Raw genomic sequence first — 21,193 nt, 5'->3', positions numbered from 1 at the left:
ATGCAACCCTGTCCTTGCAAGGTCTGATGTGGCGAATTTTTGATCTGACGCCGGGAAATGGCCTAATTGTTAAGCGATGCTGCCAGGTCGCTCAACTGGTCCGTGGCCTGGCTCCAGCCTTCATGAAAGCCCATCTCCTCGTGCCGCTGCCGGGTTTCGGCATCGGCATGCAGGATCAGCGCTTCGTAGATGGTGCCGCCGGGGGCGGGGCGGAAGGACAGGCGCGCGGACATGAAGGGCTGGGTATTGGGGCGGTAATCCTGCGACATGGTATCGGTGAAGATCAGGCTGCGGCCCGGTTCGGCAGTCAGGATGCAGCCTTCGGAATCCACCTCGGTGCCGTCGGGCAGGCCCATCCGGGTGTGGAACCGCCCGCCGGGGCGCGGATCGACATCCGCCGCCAGGGTCCGCACCGGGGCCGGGGTGAACCATTTCATCAACAAAGGGGCTTCGATCCAACAGCGCCAGACCGTCAGCGGCGGGGCCGGGATGATGCGGGTCAGCGTGAGGTCGAGATCCGAAGTCATGGCAGGGCCCTCCTTGGGTTGCGGCGGTTCGGGGGGGGCGGGTTTGCATCGTGGGCGGAATCGGCATCCGGGGCCGGGCTGTCGCCTTCCGGCATTTCCATGCCTTCCCGGTCATAGGGACGTACACGGCCCTGCTGATCGGCCAGCCAGTCGCTGACCGGATCCAGCGACAGGCGGTTCAGACGGCAGAACCTTTGCCGCCCTTCCTTCCAGCTGGTCAGCAGCCCGGCGCGTTCCAGCGCATCGATATGCTTCAGAAATGACGGCAGGGCCATGTCGAACGGGGCGGCCAGTTCCTTGATCGCTGCCGGCCCGTGGGTCAGCCGTTCAACCACCGCCCGGCGGGTCGGATCGGAAAGCGCGGACAAGAGTAAGGTCAGGTCGAGATTGGCCATGCGACCGACCTTGCCCCCGGCGCGGACATGCCGCAAGGAAAACTTAGCCCGAAAGGTAGGCATACTTGTTTTCAAGGGGTTGAGTTAACGGTGACCCTGGCCCGCCACAAGGGCGCGCCGAAAACGCCGGTCTGCGATCTTGCCGCGCTGCCGGGCCGGGCATAGGGTCGCGCGATGAGCAGCGCCCCCCGATTCATCCACCTCCGCACCCATACCGAATATTCCCTGCTGGAAGGCGCCCTGCGGCTGAAGAAGCTGCCGGCGCTTTGCGAAGCCTCCGGGATGCCGGCCCTTGCCATGACCGACACGAACAACATGTTCGCGGCCCTTGAGTTTTCCGTCACCCTTGCCGGGGCCGGGGTGCAGCCGATCATCGGCTGCCAGGTCGATCTGCAATGGCACCGCCCCGAGCCGGGCGAACGTCCCAGGCCCCCCGCGCCGGTGGTTCTGCTGGCCCAGGACGAATCCGGTTACGAAAACCTGATGAAGCTGAACTCCTGCCTCTATATCGCGCATCGCGGAGAGCTGCCCCATGTCACGCTGGAAGAGCTTGAAGCCCACGCGGGCGGGCTGATCTGCCTGTCGGGCGGGGCGCTGGGCCCGGTGGGGCAATTGCTGCAGAACGGCAACCGCCCCGAGGCGCAGGCGCTTATGAGCCGCCTTGCCGCCGCCTTCCCGGATCGGCTTTATGTCGAATTGCAGCGCCACCCCGAAGAAGACGGGTTGCCGCTGGCGGAACGCCAGACCGAACGCGGTTTCGTCGAAATGGCCTATGCGATGGATCTGCCGCTGGTGGCGACCAACGATGTCTATTTCCCCAAACCCGCGATGTACGAGGCCCATGATGCGCTGATCTGCATCGCGGATGGCGCCTATGTCGACCAGCAGCAGCCGCGCCGCCGCTTGACCGCGCAGCATTATTTCAAGAGTCCGCAGGAAATGGCGACCCTGTTCGCCGATCTGCCCGAAGCCATCGAGAACACGGTCGAGATCGCCAGACGCTGCGCCTTCATGGCCTATCGCCGCGACCCGATCCTGCCGAAGTTTGCCGATGACGAGGTGGCTGAATTGCGCCGCATGGCCAACGAGGGCCTGCAAAAGCGCCTGGCCGTGATCCCCCATGCGGTTTCGGTCGAGGACTATCAGAAACGCCTCGATTTCGAACTGGGCATCATCGAGGGCATGGGCTTTCCCGGCTACTTCCTGATCGTTGCGGATTTCATCCAATGGGCCAAGGATCACGACATTCCCGTCGGGCCGGGGCGGGGGTCGGGTGCGGGCTCGCTGGTCGCCTATGCGCTGACGATCACCGACCTTGACCCGCTGCGCTACAGCCTGCTGTTCGAGCGGTTCCTGAACCCCGAACGGGTCTCGATGCCCGACTTCGACATCGACTTCTGCATGGACCGCCGCGAAGAGGTGATCCGCTACGTGCAGGAGAAGTACGGCCGCGACAAGGTCGGTCAGATCATCACCTTCGGTGCGCTGCTGTCCAAGGCCGCCGTGCGTGACATCGGGCGCGTGTTGCAGATGCCCTACGGCCAGGTCGACCGGCTGTCCAAGTTGATCCCGGTGGAGGGCGTGAAACCCGTTTCCATCGAAAAGGCCCTGCTGGACGAACCGCGCCTGGCCGAAGAGGCCCGCAACGAAGAGGTCGTCGACCGGCTGCTGAAGTACGGCATGCAGGTCGAGGGGCTGTTGCGCAACGCCTCGACCCACGCGGCCGGGGTGGTGATCGGGGACCGCCCTCTGGACCACCTGGTGCCGCTTTACCAGGATCCGCGATCCGACATGCCGGCGACGCAGTTCAACATGAAATGGGTCGAACAGGCCGGTCTGGTGAAGTTCGACTTCCTTGGCCTGAAGACCCTGACCGTGATCCAGAACGCGATCGAACAGATCCACGCAAGCGGGCGCCCGCTGCATGTCGCCGCAGACGGTACCCAGCTTTACGAACCCGCGCCGGGGGCGGAGAACCAGATCAACCTCATCCCGCTGGAGGATGAAAAGACCTACGACCTTTACGCCCGCGCCAAGACCGTCGCCGTGTTCCAGGTGGAATCCACCGGCATGATGGATGCGCTGAAGCAGATGAAGCCCACCTGCATCGAGGATATCGTGGCGCTTGTGGCGCTTTACCGGCCCGGCCCGATGGAAAACATCCCGGTCTATTGCGAGGTCAAGAACGGCAAGCGCGAGATCACCTCGGTTCACCCCACCATCGACCACATCCTGGAGGAAACCCAGGGCATCATCGTCTACCAGGAACAGGTGATGCAGATTGCCCAGGTCATGGGGGGCTATTCGCTTGGCGGCGCCGACCTGTTGCGTCGCGCCATGGGCAAGAAGATCAAGGAGGCGATGGACGCCGAACGCCCGAAATTCGAGAAGGGTGCGGCGGCCAATGGCGTCGACAAGAAGAAGGCGACCGAGGTCTTCGACCTTCTGGAGAAATTCGCCAACTACGGTTTCAACAAGTCCCACGCGGCGGCCTATGCGGTGGTCAGCTACCAGACCGCCTGGCTGAAGGCGAACCACCCGGTCGAATTCATGGCCGGCGTGATGAACTGCGATATCCACCTGACGGACAAGCTGGGCATCTATTTCCAGGAAGTGAAGAAGGCGCTGGACCTGCCCTATACGCCGCCCTGCGTGAACCGTTCGGATGCGACCTTCAAGGTGCGCGACGGGGCGCTGGTCTATGCGCTCGGGGCGCTGAAGAACGTCGGCGTCGAGGCGATGAAGCTGGTGGTCGAGGGGCGCGATGGCCGACCCTTCGCGACGCTTTACGATGTCGCGCGCCGGGTCGAGCTGAAGAAGGTCGGCAAGCGCCCGCTCGAGATGCTGGCCCGGGCAGGGGCCTTTGATGAACTCGACCGCAACCGCCGTCGGGTCTTTGACAGCCTCGATGCGCTGGTCGCCTATTCGGCGGCGATCTGGGAGCAGAAGAACTCAAACCAGGTCAGCCTGTTCGGCGAGGCGGGCGACGACCTGCCCGAACCGCGGCTGAGCCCGGTGAACGACTGGCTGCCCGCCGAACGCCTGGCCGAGGAATTCAAGGCGATCGGTTTCTACCTGTCGGGCCACCCGCTGGACGACTACATGGGCGCGCTGCGCCGCAAGCAGGTGAAGACCCTGGACGAGGTCGCCAAGCTGGCCGAGGGCGGCGCGCTGGTCGCCAAGCTGTCGGGCATCGTCACCGGCAAGCAGGAGCGCAAGTCGGCGCGCGGCAACCGTTTCGCCTTTGCGCAATTGTCCGATCCCACCGGCGCCTACGAGGTCACGATCTTTTCGGACACGCTCGACCAGTGCCGCGACTTCCTGGAAAACGGCGAAAAGGTGGTGCTGACGGTCGAGGCGACGATGGAAAGCGACCAGTTGCGCCTGCTGGCGCGTGGCATCGTGCCGATGGACGGGGTTGTCGCGGATGCGGGTGCCATCGGGCTGAAGATCTTCCTGTCGGAAACCGACGGGGTCAGCGCCGTGCAAGAAGTGTTGAAACGCGCCAACGACACCGTCCGCGGTGTGCAGAAGGGGCCGATCCATTTCTGCCTGGTCAATGCCTCGCTGCCCGGCGGGGGCGAGGTCGAGATGAAGGCGAACGAAGGCTACCCTGTCACGCCGGAAATCAAGGGCGCGCTGAAAAGTCTGCCCGGTATCCTGGCGGTCGAAGAAATCTGAAGCGGCCGTGCCGGGCCTGTATCGGGCCTGAGCCGGGCGCGGCTCCGAGGCCGGGATCAGTAATGCGGCGGCTGGTCGTCACCAAGGTAAATGCCATCGCCGCCTTCGGCCTCGCGCGCGGCTTCGCGTTCCATCAGCATCTGGACCCGGCGGGTCAGCATCATGATCTCGCCCTGCTGACGCGCCACCGCTTCGGACAGGTCATCGACGGCCCGCGTCAGATGGGCAATCCGTTCTTCGTATTCCTGCATCACCGCCTCCGTCTGGGGTTCGGTCGCCCTGATCCGGTTCCGGACCCGGCCATCTGTGTCGTTTCGGCCGCTCGGCACCAGGGAAGGCGGGGCACCGCCGATTGTCTGCGCCGATCCCCGGGGGCGGTGGTCGGCGGCATCGGCCCGTTGCCGCGCTTGCCCCCTCGGGCCCCATGGGCTATGCCCCGGTCGCAATCCAAATGGCAAGGATGAAGCGATGGCCAAGGTAAAGAAAGCGCCTCGCCCGAAGGCGGAGACCCCCAAGGGGTTCCGCGACTACTTCGGCGCAGAGGTGACGGAACGGACGGAGATGTTGTCGAAGATCGCCGCCGTCTACCATCGCTACGGCTTTGACGCGCTGGAAAGCAGCGCGGTCGAGACGGTCGAGGCGCTTGGCAAGTTCCTTCCGGATGTGGATCGCCCCAATGCCGGGGTCTTTGGCTGGCAGGACGGCGAGGAAGAGGGCAAGGGCGACTGGCTGGCCCTGCGCTATGACCTGACGGCGCCGCTGGCCCGCGTCTATGCCCAGCACCGCAACGACCTGCCGACTCCCTACCGGCGCTATGCCATGGGCCCGGTCTGGCGCAACGAAAAGCCCGGACCGGGGCGGTTTCGCCAGTTCTATCAATGCGATGCGGATACGGCCGGCGCGCCTTCGGTGGCGGCGGACGCGGAAATCTGCGCCATGCTGTCCGATTGCCTCGAGGTGGTCGGCATTCCGCGCGGCGATTACCTGATCCGGGTCAATAATCGCAAGGTGCTCAATGGCGTGCTCGAGGCGATGGGTGTCGCGGACGAAACCCAGCAGGCCGATGTCCTGCGCACCATCGACAAGTTCGACAAGGTTGGCGAAGCGGGCGTGCGCCAGCTTCTGGGCAAGGGGCGGCTGGACGCCTCGGGCGCCTATATCGACGGTGTGGGCCTGGAGGAGGCGCAGGCAGAGCCGGTGATCGCCTTCCTGACCTCCCAAGGCGCGGATGCGGCCGAGACGCTGGCCAACCTGCGCGCCGCCGTGGGCGGGTCCGAGATCGGTGCAGAAGGCGTCGATGAGCTGGAAACGATTTCGTCGCTGCTGCTGGCTCAGGGCTATGGCCCGGACCGCATCGTCATCGACCCCTCGGTCGTGCGCGGCTTGGGCTATTACACCGGCCCGGTCTTCGAGGCCGAGTTGACCTTCGAAATCCTGGACGAAAAGGGCCGCAAGCGGCAGTTCGGCTCGGTTGCGGGCGGCGGACGTTACGACGGGCTGGTCAAACGCTTTACCGGGCAGGAAGTGCCGGCAACCGGGGTCTCCATCGGTGTCGACCGCCTGCTGGCGGCGCTGCACGCCAAGGGACGGCTGGGTGGCAAGGCCGAAGGGCCGGTGGTCGTGACCGTGATGGATCGCGACCGCATGGCCGACTATCAGGCCATCGTGTCCGACCTGCGTCAGGCCGGCATCCGCGCCGAGGTCTACCTGGGCAATCCGAAGAACTTCGGCAACCAGTTGAAATACGCCGACAAGCGCGGCAGCCCGGTGGCCGTGATCGAAGGGGCCGAGGAAAAGGCCAATGGCGTGGTCCAGGTCAAGGACCTGGTGCTGGGTGCGCAGATCGCCGAAAACGCGACGCTGGAAGAGTGGAAGGACCGCCCTTCGCAGTACGAAGTCCCCAGGTCCGAACTGGTCGCGAAGATCCGCGAGATCATTGCGAGCCACGACACGTCGGGGCAGGCTCCTTTGGGGCAAGGCGCGGACTGATGGCCTATCGCAGTCCCGACAAGGCCCGGATCAAGGCCTGTGCGGCCGCCCTGCGTGGCCAGTTCGAAGCCGCCGGCGCCCTGCCGGTGGAAACCCCGGTGCTGGTCTCGGCCGCCGCGCTGCTGGATCTTTATGGCGAAGACCTGCGCGCGCGGGCCTATACAACCAGCGACACGCTGCGCGGCGAACAGATGCTGCGCCCGGACTTTACTGTTCCGGTGGTGCAGATGCACATGTCCGAAGCCGCAGAGCCAGCGCGCTATACCTATTCGGGCGAGGTCTTTCGCCGCCAGGAAGAAGATGAGGACCGGGCCAACGAATACGTCCAGGTCGGGTTCGAGATCTTCGATGGCAGCGACCCTGTCGGCGCCGATGCCGAGGTCTTCGCCCGCATCCAGTCCGCGGTCCTGCCGCTGAACCTGAAGGCGATGACCGGCGATATCGGCATACTGATGGCAGCTGTCGACGGGCTGCGCACCAGCGAGGTCCGCAAGGCTGCGCTGCGCCGTCATATCTGGCGCCCGACCCGGTTCAAGGCGCTGCTTGATCGCTATGCGGGCCGGGTGCCTGCGCCGCCGGCGCGGCTTGCGCTGCTGAACGCTGCGGATCCCTTTGCCGGTGCGGCCCCCGAAATCGGGCTGCGCAGCCGCGAAGAGGTCTCGGCCCGGATCGAGGCGCTGCGCGCCGATCTGGCCGAACCGTTGATCCCCGAACGCGACGTGCAATTGATCGAGGCCATCCTGCAGGTCCGCGCGACGCTGCCCAATGCGCTGGAGCGGCTGCGCGACATCGCGGTGGATTTGCCCGCAATCAACCTCGCCGTCGAACGCCTTGCCGCCCGGAACGAGGCGCTGGCCACGCGGGGCGTCAACACCTGGGCGCTGGAATTCGAAGCCACCTACGGGCGCACGCATATGGAATACTACGACGGTTTCGTCTTCGGCTTCGTGGTCGAAAACCGGCCCGATCTTCCGGCGGTGGCCTCGGGGGGGCGCTATGACGCGCTGACCCGCGTCCTCGGTGCGACCCAGGGCCGCCCCGAAGGCATCCCTGCCGTCGGCGGCGTGATCCGCCCGGGCATGGTGATCGAGTTGGGAGGCTGGGCATGAGCATCAAGCTGGGTGTGCCCTCCAAGGGCCGTTTGATGGAAAAAACCTTCGATTGGTTTGGCCAGCATGGTGTCGGTCTTAGCCGCACCGGGTCGGAGCGTGAATACGCCGGCAAGGTCGAAGGGATCGAGGGCGTCGAACTGGTGCTTCTGAGCGCCGGAGAGATCCCGCGCGAACTGAATGCCGGCCGCATTCATCTGGGCGTCACGGGCACGGACCTCGTGCGGGAAAAGCTGGGGCAATGGGAACAGCGGGTCGAAACTCTGGCCGAACTCGGTTTCGGTTTCGCGGACCTGATCCTTGCGGTTCCGGCGGCCTGGGTCGATGTGGACGGGCTCGATGATCTCGACGCGGCGGCGGCGGCCTTTCGGGCGCGACACGGGTTCCGCCTGCGGATTGCGACAAAATATCACCGTCTGGTGCGGGAATTCCTGCGGGAAAAGGACGTGGCCGATTACCAGCTGGTCGACAGTCAGGGCGCGACCGAAGGCACGGTGAAGAACGGCACCGCCGAGGCAATAGCCGATATCACCTCGACCGGGGAAACGCTGAAGGCCAACCACCTGAAGATCCTGCGCGACGGTCTGATGCTGAAAAGCCAGGCGACCCTGTTCCGCGCCCGCACAGCCGAGATGTCGGATACCGATCGCCAGACTCTGAGCTTGCTGATCCGCAAGCTCGGTCTCGACTGAGCCAGGACTTCAGCGCGGCGCGTCCTGTTCTGCCCGCCGCGCCGCCGGCAGCGTCTCATAGCTCGCAACATGGCAGTGGATAAGTTCCTCGACCTCCGGCTCTCCGGCGATATCGTCGGACAAGAGCCGGGGCTCGATTTGCTGCGAGACATCGCCGGAAAACGGCGCTTTCCAAAGCGCGAAAAGATTGGGCGAGGGGAACATCGCGACCTCTTGCTGGCTTGTCCCAGTCAGCCGGAGCGAAGCAGGTTCTGTCATTCCCGCGGAACGATCAGTGTCCGGTGATCGGCTGGGTGCAAGAATTTGGGATCTTGGATGCCTCCGGCGGGAGTATTTTGGGCCAGATGATGAAGAGCGTCGCTCCCTGTCATCTGGCCGCAAATACTCCGGGGGAGTCTCCGCAGGAGGCGGGGGCAGCGCCCCCTTGCCCGGCGCGTCTCAGATCAGGCCGAGCTCCGAGAGGGCCGCATTCAGTTCGGGAGGCAGCGCGTCATCCGACGCGCGGGTGCGGGCAAGATCGCGGGGGGCGTCTTCCGGGGCAAGATAGCGCCAGCCCTGGAAGGGGCGTTTCTGCGTCGGCGCGACCCGGTGAATTTTCGGTTCCAGGACGATGGCGCAGCGCCGGACGCCATCGCCACGATCAGCTTCGTCCAGCCGGAGGATGCGTTGGCGGGCCTGGATTTGGCCCTTGATCACCCAATAGATAGAGCCTTCACCGGCAAGCAGATCAGCTTCGCGGCGGGGCCACATCCGCGTTACGTGGACCGGGAAACCATCCTGTGTGCGCTGTGCGCCCGAGGCCTGCCAGGCTTCAAGATCCTCGACTTTTTCGGTGCCGACGCTTAGCTTGATAAGATGGGTCTGAGGCATTTAAATCTCTAGGTGCGGTAGTGTGTGTCGCAATGTGCGCTAAATGTGGTGTGAGGGCTTGCCCCTCGCGCCTGTCGACAATAGTAGACTGTTCTCTGTCAGCTTCAACCCGCCCCTTCTGCCAAAGGATTTGCCATGAGCCGCTTTGCCGCCCCGATCGCCGAACAGGTCTGGGACATGAAATACCGCCTGAAAGAGGCGGATGGCACCCCCATTGACCGATCTGTCGAGGACAGCTGGCGGCGAATCGCCCGCGCCCTGGCCGTCGTCGAAAAGGACCCCGCTCATTGGGAAGAGCAGTTCTACGGCGCGCTCGAGGATTTCAAGTTCCTGCCTGCAGGCCGGATCACCGCCGGGGCCGGAACCGCCCGCCGGGTGACCCTGTTCAACTGCTTTGTCATGGGCACCGTGCCCGACAGCATGGGCGGCATCTTCGACATGCTGAAGGAGGCCGCGCTGACCATGCAGCAGGGCGGGGGGATCGGCTACGATTTCAGCACCATCCGGCCGCGCGGCGCGGATGTGAAGGGCGTGGCGGCCGATGCCTCCGGCCCGCTGAGCTTCATGGATGTCTGGGACGCCATGTGCCGGACCATCATGTCCGCTGGCTCGCGACGTGGTGCGATGATGGCGACCATGCGGTGCGATCACCCCGATATCGAGAAATTCATCGAGGCGAAGTCCGATCCGGCCCGTCTGCGCATGTTCAACATGTCTGTTCTCGTCACCGATCCCTTCATGGAAGCGGTCAAGGCCGATGGCCCCTGGGAACTGCTGTTCGACGGCAAGGTCTATCACACCCTTCCGGCGCGCGATCTGTGGAACAAGATCATGCAGGCGACCTATGATTACGCCGAACCGGGCGTGATCTTCATCGACCGCATCAACAAGGCCAACAACCTGAACTACTGCGAGACCATCGCGGCCACCAACCCCTGCGGTGAACAGCCCCTTCCGCCCTATGGCGCCTGCCTGCTGGGCAGCGTCAACCTGGCCCGGTTGGTCAGCGATCCCTTTGGCGAGGGCGCCGAACTGGACCTGACCGCGCTGGACAAGCTGGTGCGCATGGCGATCCGGATGATGGACAACACCGTTGATGCCTCTGGCTTCCCGCTGGAAGCGCAGGCGCGTGAAGCCGAGGCCAAGCGCCGGATCGGCCTCGGGGTTACGGGTCTGGCCGATGCGCTGCTGATGCTGGGTCTGCGCTATGGCAGCGACGAGGCCGCCCAGCAGACCGAAGATTGGCTGCGGGCCATCGCGCGGTCCTCCTACCTCGCCTCGGTCGACCTGGCGAAGGAGAAGGGCGCTTTCCCGCTGTTCGACAAGGACGCCTACCTGGCCTCCGGTACCATGCAGACGATGGACGAGGACGTGCGGGCCGCCGTGGCCGAACATGGTATCCGCAACGCCTTGCTGACCTCGATCGCGCCCACTGGGACGATCAGCCTGTTCGCAGGCAATGTCTCGTCCGGGATCGAGCCGGTCTTTGCCTATGAATACACCCGCAAGGTGCTTCAGAAGGACGGCTCGCGGACCGAGGAGAAGGTTGTCGATTACGCGGTGAAGATGTGGAAAGACCTGAAGGGCGACGCGCCCCTGCCGGATCACTTCGTCAACGCCCAGACCCTGGCCCCGCTGGAGCATGTCAAGATGCAGGCCGCGGCGCAGAAATGGATCGACTCGAGCATTTCCAAGACCATCAACTGCCCCGAGGACATCGGCTTTGACGATTTCAAGGAAGTCTACATGGAAGCCTGGGACACGGGCTGCAAGGGCTGCACGACCTATCGCCCGAACGATGTCACCGGTTCGGTCCTGAGCGTTTCGGACGAGAAGGAAGAGGCCAAGGCGCCGATCCCGGAAGAGGGCGGAGAAATCGTCTACATGTCCGAACCGCTCGACCGGCCGCAGGCGCTTGAGGGGAACACCTACAAGCTGAAATGGCCGGATTCCGAGCACGCGATCTATATCACGATCAACGATATCGTCATGGGCGGTCACCGGCGGCCCTTCGAAGTCTTCATCAATTCTAAGAACATGGAGCATTTCGCCTGGACCGTCGCGCTGACGCGGATGATCTCGGCCGTGTTCCGGCGCGGGGGCGATGTGTCCTTCGTGGTCGAGGAGCTGAAAGCCGTCTTCGACCCGCGTGGCGGGGCCTGGATCCAGGGCAAGTACATTCCGTCGATCCTGGCGGCTATCGGCGGCGTTATCGAGCGTCACATGGTGGCGACCGGCTTCATGGAAAGCGAAGGCCTGGGACTGAAGACAGACCCCGCGGCCAAGGTCGTCGGGCTGGAGGCCTCCTCTGGTGGCTCGACCGGCATGAACCGCGGCAAGGCCTGCCCCAGCTGTGGGCAATACTCCCTGCAGATGGTCGAAGGATGCATGACCTGCACGAGCTGCGGTCATAGTAAGTGTGGGTGAGGGACTGGGTGTAAATAGTCAGAGAAAGCAGATGAATGCGCAAACGAAAGCATAAGTCTGCGCAAGGGGTGTCAAGGGTAAAAACTCGTCGCGGCGCTTCTGGGGCTGACACCTGACATCTGAGCAATGTGAACGGATGCCGGTGCAATAAGTACGGCGGTGTCGGCTACCTCATCGGATTTCCGGATTGGTAACCTGACGATTTCCTGGAGACAGAAAGCAGGGGCCGCGCAATTGCGCGGCCCCTCACTATTTAGCTAGATCTCAGTGACTTGCGATAGCACGTGGTCCACGCGGTCCCGTTCGTAGAGGGTGCCGTAGTCCTCACCATCGGGTGAGAACACCTCCACCCCGGCCGCCCGCAGCCTTGCCGTCATGGACTGCCAGCTCTTGCCATGGGCCTGTGCCATGGTGCGCAAGGTGTAGAAGCGCTGGTGAAACGCATCGGCATCGTCCCGCGTGATGTAGAACTGTTTCTTCTTCAGCTTGGGGTGGATCATCTCTGTCGCAGGGGTGTGGCCGTTCATTACGAGACGTCGCATGCGGATGGGCTGCGCGAGGCCAACCGACTTCGAGAACAGCTCGATGGTCTGGTTGGACGACGGCTCCGGCGACAAAACCGAGCAGACTTCGTCATGGTAAACATAGAGGGCGGCGTAGCCGTCGAAGTCGGCGTGATTGCCGATCCTGACGATGCGCCGGTCCCGGATCGCCTCGATGAGGGTTTCAGGGCCGACCATCAAACGCGCCGCCGACTTCGAGATGTGCTCCCATCCGTGCTGCGCCTGGCGGAGGGGAGACGCCCCGACGAACACGCTGTCGAGGAACCGGACGCCATCGGCGGGGTCCCAGATTGTCCTGGTTCCAGCCGCATCCCCGGAGGATGACAGATGTGGTGCGAGGATGCCGCCTGCGACGAGCAGATCGAACTGGGATCTCGACGCGCCAATCGCTTCGGCGAAATCCTTGGCGGTGATCAGGGTGGTTGCGGATCTCAGAACTGTGTCCGCGCGTTCCGCATCGAAGACTTCCCATGCATCGGGCAGGCCCTCTTCGGGAACGATGCCTTCTGCGGCGAGAATCTTGCGAAGCCGGCGCTGGTCGATCCCGGTTGCCCGGGCCGCGGTTCGGACAGAGTGAAGGCGGCGCGCGGTGATCGGTTCTCCGAGCAGTTCGTCTCCGATACCGAGCGGCCATGTCGCGGCCATGTGTGACCGCAGAATGTACCGGAAAACATCGTAGTCGGGGTCGTCCATGCTGTCGTAGGCCAGCCGGTCGTACATCTTCGGGAAGATCTTCCTGGGGCCGTCCTGCGGCGAGCCCGGCAGCATCTGGAGGCCCATGAGGGCGTCGCGAATGGCAGCCTCTCCGCCTCGCGCGATCTCGAAGCCCATCTGATAAACGGCCCAATTGTCTTCGGGAAGGACTGACGACGGCGCGCTCATTTCATGCCGCAGCAGCGAGGTGCCCAGCATCAGGCAATAGTTGCAGGCTGCATGCAGGGAGAACTGGTCCAGCCAGTGCTGTTCCGGCAGGCCGCCCTGCGGGTCCTCGAGCCGGGCATCGAGCCAAATTTCGAAATCGGTCTCTTCCCGTAGCTCTGCATCGAGAGTCCCGGCGACGATGTCGTCGGCGAGTTTCGAGAAGTGAACGGCGGAGTCGAACCGGCTCAGGGCGGCGCTCTCTTTCCAGAGGGTGACCAGAGGCATTTGATGCTTGAGACAGAGCATCAAATGGGGGACCATCCAGTGGCCGCGCATTGCCATGCTGGTTCCAGGGTCATGACAATCCGCCAGGTCGTCGCGAAGGCATGCCGGGCATCCACGCATCGCAGCCCCCTGCAAAGCCTTCGTGGGAAACAGGTGCTGACGCAGGAAGCGGTGCCCCCTTGGGGTCTCATCGGATGTCGGCGACCAGGCGATGACCTCTTCAGGAATGATGATCCTGACATCCGAAAGAGTTTCAATCGCCTCCGATTTTCCTGCAATCAGCTTCTGGAACGACGTGCCTATATCAACTGCGAAGTTGGAAGCGTTCACTTCGAAGGACGCCGCTTTCCGGGATATGAAAGAGGCCAGAGTTTCTCTCGGGCGGAGGGGGATGCTGGTGATCATGGGCCTCGAAATGCAGGTTCTGGGATGACGATAGGCGCTGCTGCGCAAATCCTGCAAGGGGTCATCCGAGCAATCCGAAGTTGTAGCTGGGGGGAGTGAGCGGACAAGCTGCCCCAACCTGCCTGGCCGGAAACGGGTCCGCTATTGGCAAAGCGTGTGCGGGGCGTGCGGGATCTTTCATGATCTAAGGGCGGGAAGGGTACTTGCTGACCAGACCATGGACGATGGCGCCCTCGGCGGTCGGGCCGCCTTCGATGAAGGCCGTCGGCACAGGTGCCTGACTGACGCAGTCGATGCAGATGCGACAAGCGTATTTCGGGTGGATGGTGGCGATCTCCCGCAGTCACACCGGGCATTCGAGGCTTTCTGGTTCGACGATCTTTTCGATGCGCGACAGGACCCCGGGCAGTTTTCCATGGCGGCTCTGCGCCGGCGTGACTCTGGCGCGAGGCTGCGCTCGAATGGGAGCTCGATCTGCGCCCGGATCAGTGTCATCTGCCCTCCCGGATCGAAGGGCGCGGGAATGTCGTTTCTTCAAGGCGCTTGGCCTGACAAGTCAAGAGCACGAACGGCCCGGACCGGACCTTCACACGCTGCGCAGCTAAGGTCGGCTTCGAGCCCATACTCACCGATGCTGCAAGCTGCGCGAAAGTCCGATTTAGGTTGCGCGCATGAACGGCAACCACCCGAAATTGGTTGCCGTTCAGAAATTTCAGATCACCTGCTCGGAATATCTATGACCAAGTGCGGCGTGCCGTCTGACGTTTTGCGGGGTGATCGGCCGTTGGGCCCAACCATGCCTCTGATATGTCGGCGCATGTTTGAGAAGCTTTCGAACTGCACCGTATCAACAGGTTCGTTCAGCTGAAGCGAAACCTGCGTGTTTGCGCCCACTTTTGAAAGAGCTACGATCCGCCCAGTGAAGGCCTGCCCCAGATAGTGCCCGCTAACTTGGTCATTGAGATGAAAAAGCTGCGGCTCTGCCCGTGACAGCTTGGCTTGAAGCGTATTCCAATCTCGGGCACCATTCTGATGGGCGACGAGTTCCAGTGCCCGCGCATGGGTGATGGTTGTGCCTTGCGCGGCGAGTGATGCGCGCAAGGCCTTAGCTTGGGATTTAGCCTCTATCACAGATTGTAGGTTCATCGTGCTACCTCCTGACCCGACAATCCAAAACCAATGTTGCCTTTGCCCGTCCTTTGGGACGCGATCACAATCCAAATGGCGATACTAACCACGATCCCGTCAGCAATTGGGAAGGCAAGCCAGATCGCTTGTGCGCCATAAAAAATGCCCAAAATGGCGATCAGCAGAGGGCTGAACACAAAGGGCTTAATCAACGTTAGAGCGGCGGTATGTACGGGTTTTCCAATAGCTTGAAAATAGAGGGCGAGCACAAGAACCGGACCAGAAAACAGATAAAGGGACGACATTGGGTGCAAAATGACCCCAACCTGTGAGATCACGTCCAGATCGCTGACAAAGCCTCGACCAATCCAACCACTTCCGGCAAGCAAGATCACCTCAATGACAGCACAATAAAGAACGGCAACAGTGAGTGCGATCCGCAGGACAGCATTTGAGCGGTGGTAAAGCTTTGCGCCCACGTTGTTTCCGACAATACTTTGGGTTGCCAATGCAATGGCCATAAGCGGCATGAATGTGAAACTAAAAATTCGGGTCACTATGCCGTAAGCGGCAACCGCCTCGACATAGCCGGTGTCGGACGTCAGTCGCAGCGTCGAGATCACCGTTCCTGAAACCAGCGCTATCCCGATGAAGCTAAGACTGACAGGGGCTCCAAGGGCCAATATCGCTTTCCATTTCCCAACCCAACGTGCGTTTCTAAGGGCCGGAAGGGACAAGATTTCTTGCTTGGGCAAACGCAAGCCTAAAAGAAGTGCAAGACCTACCCCCTGTGCAATTGCCGTTCCCCAAGCTGACCCCGCAACGCCCATGTCGAGGCGCACGATCAACACGTAATTCAATGCGATATTGGCGAGTGTGACGCCGACTGACATCAACGCCATCAGGCCCGCACGCCCTTCGTTGCGCCCCGCGTCTGCATGGACGCTCAAGAGCAGTTGCCCAGGCGTCGCAAAGATCATGATAGCCAGATAGGTATAAGCCATGTGTCCAATGTCAGGCTGGCCGTCCGCAAGCGCGTCTATGACGACCCCGCCGAAGACACCAAAGGCCGATATGAGCAAAAGTGACAGAAACAGCGCCAGACCATGCGCTTGCGCGAATACAGCAACCGCATCACTGTGGTTTCCTGCCCCCAAATGGCGTGCGAGAAGGCTGGACATTCCCCCGCCGACAAGGGTCGAGAGTGCTATTGTGATCATGATAACAGGGAATACGACGCTGACGGCCGCAAGGGCATCAGCCCCGACGAAGTGGCCCAGAAACACAGCATCTACGACGGTCAAAAGACCGCTCATCACCATGATAAGCATCATAGGCAGAGCATTGGCGACAAAAAGCCGCTTCGGCGTAGTCGTTAAAAATCGATTCTCGGATGCGTTTTGAGACGACATCATTCACTCCTCATATGAGGCATTTCTGATGGGATGGGAGCCTGCGTTGCCACCTGCGAAATGCTTCGAGGGCGTATGTCTTTGTCAATTTGAGCTTCACCGAGACTTGCGTCCGCAGGCGGCAGGTGCCCAATACCTGCCCTCGTCTTACGGTTTTGGTATTGAAAGTGTCAAGCAGGACCTGACACGCGACCATCGACCAACATCTTGCTTTCCCGGCACCCACACAGGCCGCTTCAAATGCTACCGTTTGATGAACAGTTCACCGAACCGGTCATTGGCGCAACCGCAGCGAAAGCTCACTTTGTCCGCACAGCGGCCCCTCGCGCGTCCCGCGTCGAAGGGCCGGTTCGGGTCGGAAATGCTTGACGATTGGGTCAAGATTGCTTGACGCGGCTCACTGACAGGATTCAGAAAATCCGCATCCTAGAGTCAAAGATGCGCGACGTTCGACACGGACGCGCGCGTCAGCTGGGTGACCAAGCGGCCATCCGTCGTACGCGAGGCAATGACGGCTTCGCGGCCGTCAGAAGTCAGTCTGCTTACAACTTCGAACATGGCAAAAGCAGGCATTCAACGACCGCCCCATTTCCAGCGCAATCCTAGGCGAACCCCATAAATAATTAGCGGACGCGGGAAACATTCGTGTCTAAGCTGCCGAGCGAGGAATGCAGGCCTTATCCAGTACGCAACGAACAAGTCGGCAGGTTTCAGAAGAGGTAGCTCGTGGCAATTGATATCGCAGATCTAACTTTGGACGAAGTCGTTAGGCATCTGATTGCAGGTGACGCTTTGCAGGTCGCTGGCGGTGTCGAGTTCTCGTTGCCACTGCCGGACAGCAGAACCGTCCTCGACTTCTACAATCAAAATCGCCAAGGCTACTGGAACCCGGACAAAGACACCAACATCTTGGACGGGGAAATTGATCGGCTGCTCGATACGCTGGACAAATCGGTCGTCGCAACTCCACCGCCAGTGCGACCGTCCTCTTCGCACAAGCTCTGGCGATTGATTGGTATCTCCGCCCATCGATTTCGCGGCCTCCATCGTCACTGCGACGAGGCCGGCGGCGATCCGGTCGCATTCACACTGGATTTTTCACGCGACGCGATACTGTTCCGGGGTTTCAATGGCGCGGGAAAAACGTCTCTAATCAGCGCGATCTGCTGGTGCCTAACTGGATATGGACATCGTTCCCAAGGGCTTCCATCTCCCCTACATATTCCGATCAATATTCAAGTCCCTAGCGACGACGACACTGGCACCAATGCCGGATTCGAATTGCCGCCTATCGTGCCGATCCCAACCGAGACGGAACTACTCGCGGTCGATGGACAGCCAAAGGTCGACACATGGGTCCGCCTCAGGTTTCGGTCGCTTGTTGATGGTAGCGAGGTGGAGGTCGAACGTCGCCTCGAACGGGACGGTAAGAAAAACTACAAGGCAAGCGCAAGCGGGTTGGAAAATCTTGGCCTGTCGGACCTTGCTCTGCAAGTCGGCACATTGATGCCTGGGATCGCAGCGGCGACGCGCTTCGATGACAAAACAACGCTCTCCCAAGCAGTCTCGACTCTAACGGGCCTACGCCCTCTCGCGCATTTTGGCGCGCGAAGCGTGCGTCTGCACGAGCGCTTGACGAACAAATATCCAAAGGCTGCCAGCGACGAGAAAAAGGTCTGCGAAACCAACGCATTCCGACAGCTGCAGACACTACAGGACCTTTTGAAGGATAGTGAAGGTCTCCCAGATCTTGGTTGTGTGGTGTTGCCAGAGGAAGCGACGCCGGACGCCTGGCGGGACGGTCTAACCAGCGCAGAGACACTTCTCAAAGCGGCCGAGGATCAAGCTGCGGCCGATGCGCGGTCAATCTTGGGAGCGCTGCCGCCGCTGACCGGTGAAGCCGACATCAAGCGTTTCGAAGCAGCGATCAAAGCGGCCGAAAATTGCTTCAGCAATGCGGCGCTCAAAGGTTTGCCGTCGATGCAGCTTGCCCAAACGCTCGGGGAGATGAGCGAGGCGGAGCTTACCGATGCGGAAGCGATATTGGACGATATCGAACGTGAGGCATCGACCTTAGTTACGCAATTGGCCAATGCCGGACGCGCCGCCCGTCTTCGCCTGTATGGCTTGGTGGCGCAATGGCACGAAGCATCGCACCCCGGTCAAGCCTTCACCGCCTGCCCCGTTTGCGAGCGCGATCTAACTCCGCCCGGCGCAGTCCCCACGGATGCCTTGCTGGACAAGTCGGTGGCGCAAGCCCTAGAGGACGCTCGCCAATCGGACAAGGCAATGCTGAAGACCGCAGCAGAATGGGAGCGAGACACTAAACATAGCTTACGCAGCCGAATTCCGGTGAAGCTGCGAAGGTTCATAGACGAAGTAGTGCCTGATGATCTCGCGTCAGTGTACGAATCGGCGTTAGCTCTCGAAGTGTTCCAATTGTCCGATTTCCCACATTTGCTGAAACCAATGGCGATTTCCGTCGATGGACTCTGCAAGGCAGCTTGGAGCAAGGCCCCCATCCGCGAGCCACTGCCAGGCGTAACGCTGCCGGAGGAAATTCCAGACAACGAAAGTCTGCGTGCCGCCATCCGTGGTGTGCGGAGGGCAATAGCGCTGGCGCGTTATCGTGCCACGCATGCTGAGTTTGCACGTGCCGCGATCCTCACGGTGCTGCGCACCGATGACGACGAGACAGCGAACGCCGCAAATGAGCGAACCATCAAAGGCCAGCTAGTAGTGTTGCGTAGCCACTTGGAGGTCGCGACTACTTTCGTCGGCATCCGGCGGCAGCTGGCGCAGATTAAGGATAGCTGCGAGCGTTGGTCCAAAGCCCGTACAAGGATTGAGAAACTCGCTCGCGCGGCGAAAGCCGTCGAGCCGTTCAAAGAGTTTCCCGACCTCGTCCATAATCAGGTCGCGGGCTTGGTCACGGATTTGCAGGAAAAGGCGACCGCGTGGTCGCGTCGCATGTATCGAGCTCACTTCATCCAGGCACCAGAATATGCAGGTCTTGATTCCGGAAAAAGCGACGGGTTCACATTCCTAGCGGCGCAGGGAAAGCATCTTGTCGAAGCGCATCATGTAATGAACGCGTCCGCACTGCGCGCCTTTCTGTCGGCGTTTGTGCTGGCCCTTTGGCAACAAGTATGGGCGCGTTCAGGCGGCATTTCAGCCTTTCTTATGGATGACCCACAAGATCTCCTAGATCCGGGAAATGTCGCGAACCTCGCGGCGACCGTGCCGACGCTGATTGCTGAGGGCATGAATCCGGTCATCGTCAGCAACGATTTCGGTTTTATCCCAACTATCGAATCATTCGTTGCTGCCAACTCACCATCAAGTGTCCCACGGACCGAAACCTGGGAATTTTCAGCAATCTCGACGTCGAAATGCACCGTGAGCCTCGCGCCGGTGGCGGATGAGGTCCATCTCCGCTGTGCAGAGTGGCAAAGGACCGATCCCAACGACACGAACCTCGCGCGGGCATTCGTCCATCCCGTTCGCGTCCGAATCGAGATCAAACTATGGGATCTCCTCGCCTCCGATCCGGCAGTCCTCCATGACCCGACGATGGGCGACCTGCTTGGCAAGATTGCCAATGCCCGAAACCGTGGTGAGCGTCCCTTCAACGAAGAACCGTTCCGGCGGCTGCTCGACCTGCCTGCACTAAAGGCCGGCGCGGCGTTTCGCGACGTCATCAACAAGGCGCATCACGGACGCGCCGATCAAATCACCCCAATCGAGGCCGAGACCGTTCGGCAAGGTTATGAGGAGGTATTCTCCGCTATCGATGCCTGCTGGCTCGCATACGCGCGGTTCATGGGACGCCTCCCGTCCGAACAGGCGTTGTCGGAGGCGCAAAGGGCGGCCCCAAGCCTCAAACTGGTGGCGCTTCCGAGTACGCCAATCTGTGTCGTAGGTCGTTTGGCAGCCCGCGCGTCCGGGGCTCCCTTAACAACGATCGAAGAGGCGACCGATCGCCTGGACCTTGCCTCGCTGGGTGACGTGTCGCTCTTCACCTTGCGCGCGCCGACAATGGGATTGGTAGCCTTCCCAGGTCAAACTCTAATCGTGTCCGCCACCGCCGAAGTACGGAATGGCGACCTCGCAATCGTGCGTACGCCAGGAAAGGTCTACGCGCGCCGCATCGGCATTGATAGAGCGGACCTGTCGCGAATTTCGCTTGAGACAATACCGTCGACCAATCCTCGAGTGCCGCAATCTCATTTCGTCCAGCGTAGCAGCTCGCATTTAAGCAAGGTAATCGGTGTCCTTTTCGACAAAACTGCCGCCTCGAAATCACGAGATGAAGCTGTCGAGACAGACCACTCACCGATCTTCGAACAGGTTGTTGCGGCGGCTGAGGTCGTTGGCGACAGCGCCTATCCCGTCGCGCTCGACCGCGGCCATGTGTTGCTCGGCGCCGCTTCTGACTTATCCCTTCTAGATGGGCGAATTCTCGCGGTCGTGACGCGTGCCGACGAGTTTTCAAGCGAGCACTTCGCCTACCTAAAGCGGCTTGGTAAACCGATGCCCGGATCGCGAAGCATTTATTACCTCGAAAACGTCGGCCAGACAGGTGAAGGTGGGTTCGTTCAGTTCCCCGTACAGGGTGTCGCGCCGGTTGCTGCGGTTCCGATGGTCGATCAGACGTGGAAAGTCCTAGGAACGCTTTTCTAGCGTACCGATAGATCAAGCCAAGGTCTTTAGAGCGGCAAATATTGCCCAAATCATTAGTATTAGTGATGATATCCCAGATGATAGTGTAGCTCACCACCCATTCTCATGGCCACAACTGAGCAGCGTGCAGCACGCGCAGCACTGTTACGACTTCCGGGTTCTCACT

14 protein-coding genes are annotated in these 21,193 nt (G+C 61.5%); 6 read left to right on the top strand and 8 right to left on the bottom strand.

Annotated elements, in window-relative coordinates; all coding sequences use genetic code 11:
* Positions 1-62 precede the first annotated feature (62 nt).
* Together PSAL_RS09360 and PSAL_RS09355 are read right to left on the bottom strand one after the other, a co-directional pair.
* On the bottom strand, positions 63-527 hold the full coding sequence (locus PSAL_RS09360; protein WP_119838142.1) for an SRPBCC family protein: 465 nt from the start codon (positions 525-527) through the stop codon (positions 63-65).
* Positions 524-922, bottom strand: a complete 399-nt coding sequence (locus tag PSAL_RS09355) for an ArsR/SmtB family transcription factor (protein ID WP_196222716.1) — start codon at positions 920-922, stop codon at positions 524-526. The genes PSAL_RS09360 and PSAL_RS09355 overlap by 4 nt, the downstream gene beginning before the upstream one ends.
* A gap of 174 nt (positions 923-1,096) precedes the next feature.
* Here PSAL_RS09355 and dnaE point away from each other — a divergent pair, with 174 nt between their 5' ends.
* Entirely contained in the window at positions 1,097-4,603 is a 3,507-nt protein-coding gene (dnaE, locus tag PSAL_RS09350; protein ID WP_119838141.1) for a DNA polymerase III subunit alpha, read from the top strand.
* A gap of 56 nt (positions 4,604-4,659) precedes the next feature.
* Here dnaE and PSAL_RS09345 read toward each other — a convergent pair whose 3' ends face one another.
* On the bottom strand, positions 4,660-4,854 hold the full coding sequence (locus PSAL_RS09345; RefSeq protein ID WP_119838140.1) for a SlyX family protein: 195 nt from the start codon (positions 4,852-4,854) through the stop codon (positions 4,660-4,662).
* Between the two features lie 217 nt (positions 4,855-5,071).
* Between PSAL_RS09345 and hisS the strand changes: the two genes are divergently transcribed.
* From hisS to hisG, 3 genes are read left to right on the top strand one after another with little or no spacing between them, the layout of a single operon-like run.
* Entirely contained in the window at positions 5,072-6,592 is a 1,521-nt protein-coding gene (gene hisS, locus PSAL_RS09340; protein WP_119838139.1) for a histidine--tRNA ligase, read from the top strand.
* A complete protein-coding gene (locus PSAL_RS09335) occupies positions 6,592-7,701 on the top strand; it encodes an ATP phosphoribosyltransferase regulatory subunit (RefSeq protein WP_119838138.1) in 1,110 nt (369 codons plus the stop codon). The genes hisS and PSAL_RS09335 overlap by 1 nt, the downstream gene beginning before the upstream one ends.
* Positions 7,698-8,393: an ATP phosphoribosyltransferase gene (hisG, locus tag PSAL_RS09330; protein WP_119838137.1), complete on the top strand. Its 696-nt coding sequence runs from the start codon at positions 7,698-7,700 to the stop codon at positions 8,391-8,393. Before PSAL_RS09335 ends, hisG begins: the two co-directional genes overlap by 4 nt.
* A gap of 9 nt (positions 8,394-8,402) precedes the next feature.
* On the opposite strand, the gene PSAL_RS09325 is transcribed toward hisG, so the two are convergent.
* Together PSAL_RS09325 and PSAL_RS09320 are read right to left on the bottom strand one after the other, a co-directional pair.
* On the bottom strand, positions 8,403-8,651 hold the full coding sequence (locus PSAL_RS09325) for a hypothetical protein (protein WP_147407602.1): 249 nt from the start codon (positions 8,649-8,651) through the stop codon (positions 8,403-8,405).
* 180 nt (positions 8,652-8,831) lie between these two features.
* Complete coding sequence (locus PSAL_RS09320) at positions 8,832-9,263, bottom strand: DUF1489 family protein (RefSeq protein ID WP_119838135.1); 432 nt, start codon at positions 9,261-9,263, stop codon at positions 8,832-8,834.
* A gap of 135 nt (positions 9,264-9,398) precedes the next feature.
* On the opposite strand from PSAL_RS09320, the gene PSAL_RS09315 reads away from it, so the two are divergent.
* Positions 9,399-11,690, top strand: coding sequence for an adenosylcobalamin-dependent ribonucleoside-diphosphate reductase (locus PSAL_RS09315; RefSeq protein WP_119838134.1), 2,292 nt, complete (start codon positions 9,399-9,401; stop codon positions 11,688-11,690).
* 257 nt (positions 11,691-11,947) lie between these two features.
* On the opposite strand, the gene PSAL_RS09310 is transcribed toward PSAL_RS09315, so the two are convergent.
* The 3 genes from PSAL_RS09310 to PSAL_RS09300 all read right to left on the bottom strand — a co-directional run bounded on the left by PSAL_RS09310 (position 11,948) and on the right by PSAL_RS09300 (position 16,344).
* Positions 11,948-13,804: a TniQ family protein gene (locus PSAL_RS09310; protein ID WP_119838133.1), complete on the bottom strand. Its 1,857-nt coding sequence runs from the start codon at positions 13,802-13,804 to the stop codon at positions 11,948-11,950.
* 717 nt (positions 13,805-14,521) lie between these two features.
* Positions 14,522-14,950: a glyoxalase superfamily protein gene (locus tag PSAL_RS09305; protein ID WP_119838132.1), complete on the bottom strand. Its 429-nt coding sequence runs from the start codon at positions 14,948-14,950 to the stop codon at positions 14,522-14,524.
* Entirely contained in the window at positions 14,947-16,344 is a 1,398-nt protein-coding gene (locus tag PSAL_RS09300) for an MATE family efflux transporter (RefSeq protein WP_119838131.1), read from the bottom strand. The genes PSAL_RS09305 and PSAL_RS09300 overlap by 4 nt, the downstream gene beginning before the upstream one ends.
* Positions 16,345-17,070: 726 nt before the next feature.
* On the opposite strand from PSAL_RS09300, the gene PSAL_RS09295 reads away from it, so the two are divergent.
* Entirely contained in the window at positions 17,071-21,027 is a 3,957-nt protein-coding gene (locus PSAL_RS09295; protein WP_119838130.1) for an AAA family ATPase, read from the top strand.
* The last annotated feature ends 166 nt before the right edge of the window (positions 21,028-21,193 follow it).

It is taken from the genome of Pseudooceanicola algae (genome assembly GCF_003590145.2).
Lineage (GTDB): Bacteria > Pseudomonadota > Alphaproteobacteria > Rhodobacterales > Rhodobacteraceae > Pseudooceanicola > Pseudooceanicola algae.
This window is presented reverse-complemented; position numbering and strand designations above follow the sequence as displayed.

Excerpts from the sequence above, each read along its gene's own strand:
- PSAL_RS09360 (WP_119838142.1), bottom strand. The coding sequence starts at position 527 with ATGACTTCGGATCTCGACCTCACGCTGACCCGCATCATCCCGGCCCCG.
- PSAL_RS09355 (WP_196222716.1), bottom strand. The coding sequence starts at position 922 with ATGGCCAATCTCGACCTGACCTTACTCTTGTCCGCGCTTTCCGATCCG.
- dnaE (WP_119838141.1), top strand. The coding sequence starts at position 1,097 with ATGAGCAGCGCCCCCCGATTCATCCACCTCCGCACCCATACCGAATAT.
- PSAL_RS09345 (WP_119838140.1), bottom strand. The coding sequence starts at position 4,854 with ATGCAGGAATACGAAGAACGGATTGCCCATCTGACGCGGGCCGTCGAT.
- hisS (WP_119838139.1), top strand. The coding sequence starts at position 5,072 with ATGGCCAAGGTAAAGAAAGCGCCTCGCCCGAAGGCGGAGACCCCCAAG.
- PSAL_RS09335 (WP_119838138.1), top strand. The coding sequence starts at position 6,592 with ATGGCCTATCGCAGTCCCGACAAGGCCCGGATCAAGGCCTGTGCGGCC.
- hisG (WP_119838137.1), top strand. The coding sequence starts at position 7,698 with ATGAGCATCAAGCTGGGTGTGCCCTCCAAGGGCCGTTTGATGGAAAAA.
- PSAL_RS09325 (WP_147407602.1), bottom strand. The coding sequence starts at position 8,651 with ATGACAGAACCTGCTTCGCTCCGGCTGACTGGGACAAGCCAGCAAGAG.
- PSAL_RS09320 (WP_119838135.1), bottom strand. The coding sequence starts at position 9,263 with ATGCCTCAGACCCATCTTATCAAGCTAAGCGTCGGCACCGAAAAAGTC.
- PSAL_RS09315 (WP_119838134.1), top strand. The coding sequence starts at position 9,399 with ATGAGCCGCTTTGCCGCCCCGATCGCCGAACAGGTCTGGGACATGAAA.
- PSAL_RS09310 (WP_119838133.1), bottom strand. The coding sequence starts at position 13,804 with ATGATCACCAGCATCCCCCTCCGCCCGAGAGAAACTCTGGCCTCTTTC.
- PSAL_RS09305 (WP_119838132.1), bottom strand. The coding sequence starts at position 14,950 with ATGAACCTACAATCTGTGATAGAGGCTAAATCCCAAGCTAAGGCCTTG.
- PSAL_RS09300 (WP_119838131.1), bottom strand. The coding sequence starts at position 16,344 with ATGTCGTCTCAAAACGCATCCGAGAATCGATTTTTAACGACTACGCCG.